This window comes from Mycobacterium sp. (assembly GCF_035633495.1).
Lineage (GTDB): Bacteria > Actinomycetota > Actinomycetes > Mycobacteriales > Mycobacteriaceae > Mycobacterium.
On the sequence record NZ_DASQEU010000173.1, the window covers coordinates 1 to 11,938 of the forward strand.

The window sequence follows — 11,938 nt, forward strand, 5'->3', positions numbered from 1 at the left end:
GTGAGCGCTGCAACTACGTCAAGGAAGCCCCCGGTTGGACCGTGACGGCGACCAGTGATGAAACTGGCTGCCACACAGCCGAATTCACCACCCCCACCGGGGCCCGGCATCTCTCCACGGCGCCGCCGCTTCCTGGCCCGATCACGATGGAACTCAGCGAGGTCGAGTTCAGGGTGGGCATCCACCTCGCCAGACCCGCCGCCTAAGCGCGGCTCAGCAGCTGAACCGCAAGCCGATCTCCGCGGGCGGAGCCGTCTTCTGGAGACACCCGAACGGCTCGACGCCGCCCGCGCTCAACTTGACCGCCGTCTGGTGCGCGTAATCGACGCAGAACAGGCCGGCCGCATCGGCGCGGCACCGGTAGTCGCCGAACGCCAAGGTCTGTCCGGCAGGCAACTCCGCGCCGGTGCCGTCGCCGAACGGGCCCGGATCGCCGTGCGGCGACCCGACGTCGACCGTGGTGCCGGCGAAGTCCACCCAGTTGTCCTTCCACGCCGACTCTATTCCGGACGGCCGCGGCGGCGGATCGGTCAGCTTCACCAGGCACGCCAGCGCGCCGTCCTGATAGCGGTTGGTCACGCAATTGGCCTCGGTCCCCGCAGTGACGAACGCCATGCCTTCGCCGAGGGCCGTCGATTCCCCGCCGCGGGTCATCGAGTGGTAGCCGGCGGCATCGGCGGGCGTTCCCGCCTCGATCCATCGAATGACGTCGCCGATCGCGGCACCCCGTGCAGGAGGGGAGGTGGGCGCCAGCGAAGGCTTCGTCGCGGTCGGCATCGAGGTGCGCGGGGGTTGCGAACTCGTCGGGGTGCTCGCCGTTGCCGTCGGTCCGGTCTGGTCCGCCGACCCTCCCGTGCCGGTGGAACAGCCCGCTACCAGGGCGGATGCGGCGACGAGTAGGGCGATTCGCATGTCGACCAGGGTAGCGGGCGCAATCGGGACGGCACGTCAGGCACGTCGGGTCCGCAGTACTTCGCTAACGTCGGGTCATGCACGATCGCACCATTCGCGTGACCATCGACAGTGGAGTCATCGAGGGATTCACCGTCGACGGTGTCCACCGCTGGCGATCGATCCCCTTCGCCCGTCCTCCGATGGGGCGGCTGCGCCTCCGTGCCCCTCAGCCGGTGGAGCGGTGGTCCGGCGTCCGGTACTGCCACGGATTCTCCAACTGCGCTCCGCAGCAGAAGAGGTACACGCTGCTCGGCGTCGGCAGGTATCAGCCGATGAGCGAGGACTGTCTGACGGTCAACGTCGTTGCGCCCGAGACCCCATCGGACGAGCCGCTGCCGGTGATGTTCTTCATTCATGGTGGCGGGTACATCCTCGGCAGCTCGGCGACGCCGATCTACGACGGTGCCTCCATGGCGCGACGTGGCTGCATCTACGTGTCGGTCAACTACCGGCTCGGGGCGCTGGGTTGCATGGACCTCTCCGCGCTGTCGACGCCGGAGCACCCCATCGACGACAACCTCTTCCTGCGCGACCTGGTCCTGGCGTTGCGGTGGGTCCGCGACAACATCGCGGTGTTCGGCGGCGACCCCGACAACGTGACGATCTTCGGCGAGAGCGCCGGTGCGCACGCCGTCGCGACGCTGCTTGCGGTGCCTGCGGCCGAAGGGCTGTTCGCGCAGGCCATATCCGAGAGTCCGGCGAGCGGCATGGCAGGCCCGCCGGACGTCGCCGCGGCCTTCGCCGCGGACTTCGTCGGCGTTCTCGGGGTCGAGGAGCAGGACGGCGCCGCCGCGGTGATGGCGGCGCGACCCTCCGAACTGGTCGACGCGCTCGAAACGGTGATGAGACATGGGATGAAGGAGATGCGCGGCGCGTTCGTCGTCGGCCCGACCCATGACACCGAATTCCTGCCGCAGGACCCGTTACAGGCCATGCGGGACGGTACTGCGCACCCGGTCCCCCTCATCGTGGGTACCAATGCCGACGAGGCTCGGTTGTTCACCCGCTTCATGCAGTTGTTGCCGATGACCGAGTCCACGATCGGACTGCTCCTGGCCGACCTGGACGTCGAGTCGCGGGACCGGATCACCGGGGCCTACCCCGGCTACCCGAGTCCGAGTGCCTGCATCCGGCTGGGCGGCGACTTCGCCTTCGGAACCGCGGCGTGGCAGATCGCCAGTGCGCACGGCCGACATGCGCCAACCTACGTCTACCGGTACGACTACGCGCCGCGCACCTTCCACTGGTCGGGGTTGGGCGCCACGCACGCCACCGAGTTGTTCGCCGTCTTCGACATCTACCGAACCCGGTTCGGTTCGCTGATGACCGCCGCCGCCGACCGCCGCTCGGCGCGCCGGGTCAGTAACGACGTCCAGGCCAGGTGGCGGGAGTTCAGCCGCACCGGAATGCCTGGCGACGGGTGGCCGGAGTACACCGCGGACGAGCGCGCGGTGATGGTCTTCGACCGGCACTCGCACCTCGAGTACGACCCCCACGCCGACCGGCGACGGGCGTGGGAGGGCTTCACGCTGGCAGCGAACTGAGGCCGGTCGCGGGTTTCTCGTGATCCCCCTGCGGGTCCGCGGCCGATGTGGTCGAGTGGTGACGTGACGCACCCCCTCGATCCGCTGTCGACCGACGAGTTCACCGCTGTCGCTGCGCTGTTGCACCGCGAGCACGAAGTTGGGGCGGCACCTTCGGCAACCTCCGAGCGGGGTTGGCGGTTCGCCTCGATCGAGTTGGTGGAGCCCAGCAAGCAGGAGTTGCGCACGTTCGAGGAGGACGGCACCGTGCCCGCGCGTCGCGCGACCGCCATCTGCCTGAACAGGTCGGCCAACGCCACCTACAAGAGCGTGGTCTCGCTAAGCGACGATCCGTCGAAACGTTCGATCACATCCCCGGCGTGCAGGCGAACTTCACCGTGGACGAGTTCTTCGAATGCGATCAGGTGTTGCGCCGGCATCCAGACATGGTCGCTGCGCTCGCCGCACGGGGCATCACCGATCTCGACAACGTCTTCATGGACACCTGGACGTTCGGCGATGCCGTCGCGCCGCCCGAGTACCGCGACCGCAGGCTGGGTTGGTCGGACACGTGGCGCAAGAGTGCACCCGGTGCCAATCTCTACGCACACCTGGTGAGCGGCCTGCACTGCGTCATCGACCTGAACACCATGGAGGTGCTGCGGGTAGAAGACGGTGGCCCGTTTTCCGGCGGGGGAGTCGAAACCCCCGACGTGATGGGCGAATACGTGCCGAGGCACGTCCCGGAGCGTATCCGCGCAGCGTCGACCCGGGAGCCGCTGAAGCCCCTGCTCGTTACTCAGCCGGAGGGGCCGTCGTTCACGCTCGACGGCAATCTCCTGCAGTGGCAGAACTGGTCGCTGCGTGTCGGCTTCAACTATCGCGAGGGCATGACGCTGCATACGGTGCGGTACCGCGACGGCGATCGCGAGCGCTCGATTGCCCATCGGATGTCGTTCGCCGAGATGATCGTGCCGTACCGCGACTCGTCAGCCGATCACTACCGCCGCACCGCATTCGACATCGGTGAGTGGGGCCTGGGGTTCATGACGACCTCGCTCGAACTCGGCTGCGACTGCCTCGGCGAGATCCGCTACCTCGACGCCGTCATGCATGACAGCAAGGGCAAGCCGTACACGATCGCCAACGCCATCTGCATCCACGAGGAGGACGGTGCCGTGCTGTGGAAGCACGTCGACCACGACGCGGGCGCGGAGGTACGACGGATCCGTCGCCTGACGATCTCGTTCCACGTGACGGTCGCCAACTACGAGTACCTCGTCTACTGGCGGCTCTACCAGGACGGCAACATCGAGTGTGAGGTCCGGGCCACCGGCATCATGGTCACCACGCCACTCGCGTCCGGCGCGCCGAATCCGAACGGGACCCTCGTCGACGAGCGCACCTATGCGCCGTTCCATCAACACTTCCTGGTCGCGCGACTCGACATGGACGTCGACGGTGGCGACAACACCGTGTTCATGTCCGAGTCCTACGCCGAGCCCATGGGTCCCGACAATCCGTACGGACTGTCCCTCGTCATGCGAAACGTCCCACTGCGCACCGAGAGCGAGGGCAAGCAGGACTTCGACTTCGCCACGCAGCGCACCTGGAAAGTCGTCAACACCAACGTCACCAACGGTGTGGGCACCCATCCCGCCTACAAGCTGGTGCCCGGCGGCGCGATCCCGCCGATGTTCGACCCCGCGTCACCAGTGTTGAAGCGCGCCAACGTGATCGGACACACGCTATGGGTCACGCCCAACGCTGCCGACGAGCGTTGGCCCGCAGGCGAATTCGTCAATCAGTCGGTCGAGGACACGGGTTTGGGGCAGTGGACCAAGGCCGACCGATCGATCGTCGACACCGACGTCGTGCTCTGGTACGTGTTCGGGCTGCACCACATCACCCGTCCCGAGGACTGGCCGGTGATGCCGGTCGACATCGTGTCTTTCTGGCTCAAGCCGTTTGGATTCTTCGACCGCAACCCGTCCCTGGACGTGCGCGCCGCCGAATCCGACGCCTGCCACGCCCGCGATGACTAACCTTTGACCACGTGGACGCCTCACTCATCGAACGACCCACCGACCTCACGGCTGACTGGCTGACCACCGCGATCGGAGCGGGGGACGTCTCCGGCTTCACGTTCGACCGCATCGGCACTGGCCAGATGAGTGAGTGTTACCGCGTTGCGCTCACCTACGCCGACGGCCAGGAGGGTCCCGCCTCGGTGGTGCTGAAGGTGGCCGCCGCCGATTCCAGTAGCAGGCAGACCGGTCTGGCGATGGGCCTCTACGAGCGGGAGGTGCGGTTCTACACCGACATCGCGCCGGGGTTGCACGGCCCCGTGGCGCCCTGCCATCACGCCGCCTACGACCCGGACACCGGTGTCTTCGACCTCGTGCTCGGTGACGCCGCACCGGCGGTCGTCGGCGACGAGATCAGTGGCGCCACAATCGAACAGGCGACACTGGCGTTGGCTCAGCTCGGCCTGGTCCACGGGCCCCTACTCGGCAACGCCGCCCTGGCAGGCGCCGAGTGGATCAACCGGGAGTCGCCGCTGAGCCAGGGTCTGATGGCTGCTCTGTATGCGGGGTTCATCGACCGCTACCGCGAGGACATCGCACCCGAACATCGCGAGGTGTGCGAACGACTGGTCGCGACGTTCGACGCCAACATCGCTGCCGAGGCCGCGTCGGGCCGACCGCAGGGGCTGATCCACGGCGACTATCGCCTGGACAACATGCTCTTCGGCGAGGACGGCGCCGATCGCCCGCTCACGGTCGTCGACTGGCAGACCGTCACCTGGGGACCGGCCTTCACCGACGTCGCCTACTTCCTCGGATGTGCGCTGCCAGTCCAGCAGCGCCGCGACCACGGCGACGCGCTGCTGCGCGCCTATCACGAAGCGCTCGGACCGGACGTCACCGTCACGATGGACGACGTCCGCGAGGGCGTGCGACACCAGAGCTTCTTCGGGGTCATGATGTCGATCGTGTCGCCGATGCTGGTCGCGCGGACCGAGCGCGGGGACCGGATGTTCATGACGATGATCGAGAGGCACTGCCAGAACGTCATCGACACCGATGCGCTGGCCATCCTCCCGCAGCCCTCGACGCCGGAACCGTTGCAGCCCAATTCAGATGACGAAGGCGCGCACACCCCGACTGACGAGGCAATGTGGAGCGAGAGCAGATACTTCGACTTCGCCGACCCCGGCCAGGACGTCGGCGGATGGCTTCGGCTCGGGCTGATACCCAACCAGGGCCACGCCTGGATCAATGCGCTGCTGTGCGGCCCGAACATGCCGACCATCGCCGTCCTCGACTTCGAGGCCGAGCTGCCCACGGACCACACCCACGTCCGCACCGACGACATCGACCTAAGACTCGATGCCGTCGAACCGCTGCAGTCCTACCAGGTTTCGCTTCGAGGACGGGGTGAGGCCTACGACGATCCGGCGGCGCTGTTGCGCGGCGAATCGGGTCGTCGCGTGGACGTCGAGTTGGATCTGACGTGGACCACGGCGGGCGTGCCGTACCTGTACCGCATCTCGCCGCGCTACGAGATCCCGTGCACGGTGTCGGGCTCGGTGACCGCCGACGGTCGTTCGTTCACCTTCGCCGACGTCGCCGGTCAGCGCGACCATTCGTGGGCAGCGCGGGACTGGTGGAGCATGGAGTGGGTGTGGAGCGCCCTGCACCTCGACGACGGCACGCACCTGCACGGGGTCGACATGAGGATCTCTGGAATGCCACCGTTGGGCGTCGGGTACTCGCAGCGCGCGGGTGAGCTCGTCGAGCTGCAGTCCGTGGTGGCCCGGGAGACCCTCGGCGACAACGACTTACCGCTCGGGACGACACTCGAGCTGTCGCCCGGCGATACTACCGCGACCTTCGAGGTGCGTGGGCATGCTCCCGTACTCCTGACGTCGACCGACGGCCGGGTGAGCAGGTTCCCGCGCGCCTGGGGCACCGTCACCACGGCCGACGGCCGCACCGGCGTCGGCTGGGTGGAGTGGAACCGCAACCAATCGTGATGGTCCTCAAGTCAATCGCGCTCTTCGTGGTGGCGGCGCTATCGGAGATCGGTGGCGCCTGGCTGGCTCTGGGTGGGCGCGGGTGTGCTCGCCCTGGGGGCCTACGGTTTCGTCGCGGCATTCCAGCCCGACGCGCACTTCGGGCGGGTGCTGGCCGCGTATGGCGGGATCTTCATCGCGGGCTCGCTGCTGTGGGGGATGGTCGCCGACGGATTCCGGCCCGACCGCTGGGACGTGGCGGGCGCGACCGTCTGCCTGCTGGGCGTGGGCCTGATCATGTACGCGCCGCGCTAGACCAGGCGCGCGCCGTCGTCTTCGAGGTCGTCCCGGCGGAGGCCCATGGGCGTCGCGGCGGGAATGTCGCCGGCGCCGATCACCGCCCTGGTGATCGGAGTGAGCGTGCGAAACAGCAATTCGAGCTCGGCGTCGTCGAGTGCGTCGAACGCCGGCAGGGACAACTCGTCGGTCGAGTCCTCGAGGTGCTGTTTGAAATCGCGTCCCGAATCCGTCAGTGCGCCTTCGTCATCGAGGATCCCTCGCGCGGTGAGCCGGTCGGCGCATGCGCGCCATTCCTCGTCGTCGTACCGGCGGCTAGCCATGATGAAGTCCCGGGGTACCCGGTCGGCCACCGCGTGCAGGACGTTGCAGTCCCGTCCGCCGATTCCGTTGGTGACGAGGACCGCGACGTGTGCGTCCCCGCGTTGTTCGCGCAGCAGCGTGGCGGCGTGCCAGAGTCGCGCGACGGGATCGTCCGGCCATGGCAGGGCCCGGTTCGCCGCGAAGAGCGGGCGGCCATCCAGCGGAGCGTTGGCGGCGGCCTTGGCCAACAGGTCGGCGGCGGTGCGCACCGCGTCGCCACCGGTGACTCCACAGCGCCGCAGGGCTGCCACGGCCGAGGCCTCACGTGCCCGTAGCGCATCCGCGGGCCTCGCTCGATCCCACGCGGCGGGCAGCGCACGTGCCACGTGCGAGGGCGCGAAGTTGTAGAAGACGGCGGTGACGACGTCTGCGGCGACCGGGCCCAACGGAGCGGACCGTGCCCCGAAGTAGCCCATCCAGAATCCGCGGAAACCAGCCTGCTCGAGCGCGTCGCGGGACTCGGGTGCGAAGTACGTCAGCGCATGGACGGGTTCGAAGCGATCGAACAGTCTGCGGGCCGTCGTCGGCGTTCTGCTCACGGTGGTAGTCAACCACCGATCGTTCACTCCTCGGACGAACTGACGTCGCTCATCGCTTCGTCGATGATCTCCCGCATGGCGCGCTCCGCGGAGTCCTCGTCGCGCATGCGAATCGCACGGGCGACTTCGTCGTGCAGCGCGATGGCGACCGGGTTCGGTTTCTCCGGCATCATGCCGTGACGGGTGCGCCCGGTCAGTACCTCGGCGACGACACCGTTGAGGGCGCGGAACATCTCGTTCCCGCTAGCCTCGAGCAGGGTTTGATGGAAGACTTTGTCCGCCAACAGGTACGACTCCAGATCGCCCGACCGGCCATGCATCACCATGTCCGAGACGGCGGCCGCCATGATGCGGCACTGATGCGGATCGGCACGGCGGGCGGCCAGTGCTGCCGCGGTCGGTTCGAATCCGCGACGCAGTTCAGACAACGACACCAACTGCGCTGTGCAGTCGCCGGATTCCAGCCTCCATCGAATAACCCTCGGGTCGAAGACGTTCCACCGATTCGCGGGTTGGATGGTGATGCCGACGCGGCGGCGGGAGGCCACGAGGCCCATCGATTCGAGCACCCGCACGGCTTCGCGGGCCACGCTGCGGGACACGCCGTACTGCGCGCCGACTCCCTCGAGGTTGATGACCCCGCCCGCGGGCAGCGTGCCCGACACGATCTCGGCACCGATTCCGGTCAGCACGTTGTCGTGCAAGGCGCTGACGTTTCCGGGTGCGGCCACGTCATACATCTTGTCATAAAGTTTGCTGACTGATTTAAAGACATATCTTTGGCGCGTATGTTTACAATAATCAGATTATTGAGGCACTCTATGTGATGCCAAGCACAACTGGGTAAAACGATCGGGAGGTGGGCGATGGCGTCACCAATCGTGGTGATGGGTGTTTCGGGCTCCGGTAAGTCCACGGTGGGCGCGGCGCTCGCACAACGTCTGCGCGTTCCCTTCGCCGACGCGGACGACTTCCACCCCGAGGCGAACATCGCGAAGATGACCGCTGGTCACGCGCTCGATGACGACGACAGGCGACCCTGGTTGGATTCGATCGGGGAGTGGCTGGCCGCTCACCCCGAGGGTGGCGTGATGAGCTGCTCGGCACTCAAGCGGGCCTACCGAGATCAACTACGAGACCACTGCGCCGACGTCGAGTTCTTGCATCTGGCGGGGACGCCCGAGCTGATCGGTCGCAGGCAGGCGAGCAGGCCGGGCCACTTCATGCCCGCGTCGCTGCTGGCGTCGCAGTTCGAGACCCTCGAGCCGCTGACGGCCGACGAGAACGGCGTCGACATCAACGTCGACCAGGACATCGATTCCATCGTGGACGAATACGTATCGCTGACTAGGCGAGACAAGTAGATGATTTCAGGAATTGCACTTCTCGCCGACGACGCGCCGAAGCTTGCCGAGCCGGTCGCGTCCGGCTGTCAGCTCGTTCTCGCCTTCCTCGCGGGCATCGCGGTGATCGTCGTGCTGATCACCATGGTGAAGCTGCATCCGTTCCTCTCCTTGATCTTTGGCGCGCTGACGGTTGGTGTGGTCGCCGGCGAGAACCTGACAACGGTCTTGAAGTCGTTCTCCGACGGGTTCGGGAGCACCGCCGCAAGTGTCGGCATCCTCATCGCCCTCGGTGCCATGTTCGCCAAACTCCTGGCCGATTCCGGCGGCGCCGACGAGATCGTCGACACCATCGTCGGCCATGCGTCACCGCGAATGTTGCCATGGGCGATGGCGTTGGTCGGTGCCATCATCGGCCTGCCGATGTTCTTCGAAATCGGTCTGGTGCTGTTGATGCCGGTGATCTACTTGGTCGCCCGGCGGTCGCAGCTGTCGCTGATCACCGTCGGAATCCCGGCTCTCGCAGGTCTTTCCGCCATGCACGGCTTCGTGCCGCCACATCCAGGGCCATTGACCGCCATCGGGCCTGCTGAGTGCGGATCTAGGCGTCACGCTGGCTCTTGGCGTCGTGGTGGCGATCCCGACGATCGTCCTCGCCGGTCCACTGTTCGGGAAGCTGGCGGGGCGGTTGGTGGTCGTCGATGCCCCAGACACCTTCGACGGTGACCGGTTCGCCGAAGGCGAGAACCAACGCAGGCCGTCGTTCGGCATCACGCTCTTCAGCGTGCTGCTGCCCGTCGTGTTGATGCTCGGCAAGGCGCTCGTCGACATCTTCATCGACGACAAGTCCAACCTGTTGCGGCAGGTCTTCGACACGCTCGGCACCCCGCTGATCGCGCTCCTCATCGCCGTCATCGTCGGCATGGTCACCCTCGGCCGCGGCGCCGGGATGGGGCGCAACGAGATCACCAAGTGCATCGAGTCCGGCCTGCCGCCGGTTGCCGGGATCATCCTGATCGTCGCCGCCTGCGGTGGATTCAAGCAGGTGCTAGTGGACAGCGGCATTGGCACATTGCTCGCTCGTTGGGCTGAGGGTGCCAGTATCTCGGTGATCGTGCTGAGCTGGGTGATCGCCGTCCTCATCAGGCTCGCGACGGGCTCCGCGACCGTCGCCACCATCACCGCGTCGTCCCTGATCGTCCCGTTGGTCGCAGGGATGCCCACCGGACAGGTCTCGCTGGTGGTCCTTGCCGTCGGCGCGGGCTCATTGTTCTTCTCGCACGTGAACGATGCAGGCTTCTGGCTGGTCAACCAGTACTTCCGGCTTAACGTCGGCCAAACGATCAAGACGTGGTCGATCATGGAGACCGTCCTGTCCGTGAGCGGTCTCGTCGTGGTGCTCCTGCTGGATCTGGTGATCTGACGGCCGGCGGGCCTCAGCCCTTGACCACCTGGGTGCCGCCCGCCAGTTCGTCGTGCTTGCCCTGTCTGGTGGGGCTGCCGCTGATGGTCACGGCGATCACGATGATGGCGATGACCCCGAGCAGTCCGCCGACGAACGGGACGATGGGCAGCAGAGTGAACGCGTTGCGGATCGCGGACTGCCGGAAGTCTGGTTTCGGAGCCCCCGCGGGTCCGTGGACGCTCAGCCCGAGCAACTTCTTGCCGGGCGTCCACCCCTGAGTGACCTCGAACGCCACGAAGTAGACGAACATCAGAAGGCCCGTGAACAGGCCCGTCACCGCGATGTTGGACCACGTGTCGGTGACGATGCCGACGATGGTGCCGACGATGCCCACGAGGATGCCGTCGATCACCCTGGCAAAGAAGCGGGGCAGCAGTGCGCCCGCCTCGACCCGGTTGTATCGAGGCGCGCCGTATTGCGGGTCGAAGCCGCCGGTAGTCATGAAGTCAATCTACCGGGGAGCGAGTGCCCTCAGCGTGCGCGCTTCTCGAGCTCCTTTTGCGCACGCTTGACGTCCTTGCGGGCGCGCTCGGCCTGCTTGCGGCTCGCGGTGGCGAGGTCGGCGCCACGATCCCGTGCGACGCTGGCGAGTTCGGGCGCTCGGTCGCGGGCGACGTCGACCAACCTGGCGCTGCGCTTCTGCGCGAGATCGGCCAACTCCGCACTGCGGTCCTGCGTGAGCAACGCGAGTTCGGTACCGCGCTTGCGAGCCTTCTTGGCAAGCTGGGGCGCGCGCTCGCGTGCAACGTCGGCGAACTCCGTGCCGCGTTCGACTGCGACGTCGGCCAGCTCGGCACCGCGCTCCAGCGCGACGTGGGCGATCTCGCGGCCGCGCTCCGCGCCGATGTGGAGTCCCTGCCCGACCCGGTCGACCAGCTCGCTGTCGATGAGAGCGTTCGGAGCATCCGGTGCACTCGGCAGAACGCCCGAAACCCTCTCCGTCACCTTGCGCGCGGCGCGTCGGCCGCGCCATCCCAGCGAGGGCTTGCCCTCGGTATCGACGGAGGCGATGATCAGGCCGCCGATGAGGCCGACGTCAGTAAACAGCGCCCGCCGCTCAGCTGCCTTTCGGGCGGGATCGGTCTCGTTCCAGAACGCGTGGCCACCAAGGCTTCCCGGGACGACGCTGACGGCCAGCGCCGCCGACGACAGACGCGGCAGCCGGCCCACGGCGAGGAGCAGGCCAGCGCCGATCTGGACGCCTGCGGTGACCTTGGCAACGGTCTCGGCGTTGGTTGGCACGTTGGGGCCGACGGGATCCGGCAACTTGCTCAGGCCCTCCAGAGTGGGTCGGGCGGCATCAGCGGCAGGCTTGGGACTCCGCAACGCCTCCACACCACGGGTGATGAAGGTGGTGGCCAGCATGGGACGCGCGATTCGTCGAATCAACATGCGCGGATGATACCCAGTAGGGCAGGTTCCAAACCCTGACTTGA

The 11,938-nt window shown here is 67.0% G+C and carries 8 protein-coding genes and 4 pseudogenes; 7 read left to right on the plus strand and 5 right to left on the minus strand.

Annotated elements, in window-relative coordinates; translation table 11 throughout:
• Positions 1–206 (plus strand): annotated as a pseudogene (locus VET27_RS25185) (HNH endonuclease); the annotation flags it as partial.
• Positions 207–213: 7 nt separating this feature from the next.
• On the opposite strand, the gene VET27_RS25190 reads toward VET27_RS25185, so the two are convergent.
• Positions 214–912 carry a hypothetical protein gene (locus tag VET27_RS25190; RefSeq protein WP_526522582.1) on the minus strand — a complete coding sequence of 233 codons (699 nt, stop codon included), beginning with the start codon at positions 910–912 and terminating at the stop codon, positions 214–216.
• Between the two features lie 77 nt (positions 913–989).
• Here VET27_RS25190 and VET27_RS25195 point away from each other — a divergent pair, with 77 nt between their 5' ends.
• From VET27_RS25195 to VET27_RS25210, 4 genes and pseudogenes are all read left to right on the plus strand, one after another.
• Positions 990–2,498, plus strand: coding sequence for a carboxylesterase/lipase family protein (locus VET27_RS25195; protein WP_526522584.1), 1,509 nt, complete (start codon positions 990–992; stop codon positions 2,496–2,498).
• 45 nt (positions 2,499–2,543) lie between these two features.
• A pseudogene (locus VET27_RS25200) lies at positions 2,544–4,522 on the plus strand (primary-amine oxidase).
• An 11-nt stretch (positions 4,523–4,533) separates the two neighbouring features.
• The gene (locus VET27_RS25205; protein WP_526522586.1) at positions 4,534–6,516 is read left to right on the plus strand and encodes a DUF7064 domain-containing protein; all 1,983 of its coding nucleotides are present in this window, start codon (positions 4,534–4,536) and stop codon (positions 6,514–6,516) included.
• Positions 6,516–6,810 (plus strand): annotated as a pseudogene (locus VET27_RS25210) (YnfA family protein). Before VET27_RS25205 ends, VET27_RS25210 begins: the two are co-directional and overlap by 1 nt.
• On the opposite strand, the gene VET27_RS25215 reads toward VET27_RS25210, so the two are convergent.
• Together VET27_RS25215 and VET27_RS25220 are read right to left on the minus strand one after the other, a co-directional pair.
• Positions 6,807–7,694, minus strand: a complete 888-nt coding sequence (locus tag VET27_RS25215) for an SCO6745 family protein (RefSeq protein ID WP_526522588.1) — start codon at positions 7,692–7,694, stop codon at positions 6,807–6,809. The pseudogene VET27_RS25210 and the gene VET27_RS25215 overlap by 4 nt on opposite strands.
• Before the next feature lie 23 nt (positions 7,695–7,717).
• Complete coding sequence (locus tag VET27_RS25220) at positions 7,718–8,425, minus strand: FadR/GntR family transcriptional regulator (protein WP_526522590.1); 708 nt, start codon at positions 8,423–8,425, stop codon at positions 7,718–7,720.
• Positions 8,426–8,560: 135 nt separating this feature from the next.
• Between VET27_RS25220 and VET27_RS25225 the strand changes: the two genes are divergently transcribed.
• Positions 8,561–9,058, plus strand: coding sequence for a gluconokinase (locus tag VET27_RS25225; protein WP_526522592.1), 498 nt, complete (start codon positions 8,561–8,563; stop codon positions 9,056–9,058).
• Positions 9,059–10,460, plus strand: a pseudogene (locus VET27_RS25230) (GntP family permease).
• 13 nt (positions 10,461–10,473) lie between these two features.
• Here the strand turns inward: VET27_RS25230 and VET27_RS25235 are convergent.
• Positions 10,474–10,944, minus strand: a complete 471-nt coding sequence (locus VET27_RS25235) for an RDD family protein (RefSeq protein ID WP_526522594.1) — start codon at positions 10,942–10,944, stop codon at positions 10,474–10,476.
• Positions 10,945–10,973: 29 nt separating this feature from the next.
• Entirely contained in the window at positions 10,974–11,894 is a 921-nt protein-coding gene (locus VET27_RS25240; protein WP_526522596.1) for a DoxX family membrane protein, read from the minus strand.
• Positions 11,895–11,938: the final 44 nt, after the last annotated feature.

Coding starts and splice junctions, on each gene's coding strand:
- VET27_RS25190 (WP_526522582.1), bottom strand. CDS start 912: ATGCGAATCGCCCTACTCGTCGCCGCATCCGCCCTGGTAGCGGGCTGT.
- VET27_RS25195 (WP_526522584.1), top strand. CDS start 990: ATGCACGATCGCACCATTCGCGTGACCATCGACAGTGGAGTCATCGAG.
- VET27_RS25225 (WP_526522592.1), top strand. CDS start 8,561: ATGGCGTCACCAATCGTGGTGATGGGTGTTTCGGGCTCCGGTAAGTCC.
- VET27_RS25235 (WP_526522594.1), bottom strand. CDS start 10,944: ATGACTACCGGCGGCTTCGACCCGCAATACGGCGCGCCTCGATACAAC.
- VET27_RS25240 (WP_526522596.1), bottom strand. CDS start 11,894: ATGTTGATTCGACGAATCGCGCGTCCCATGCTGGCCACCACCTTCATC.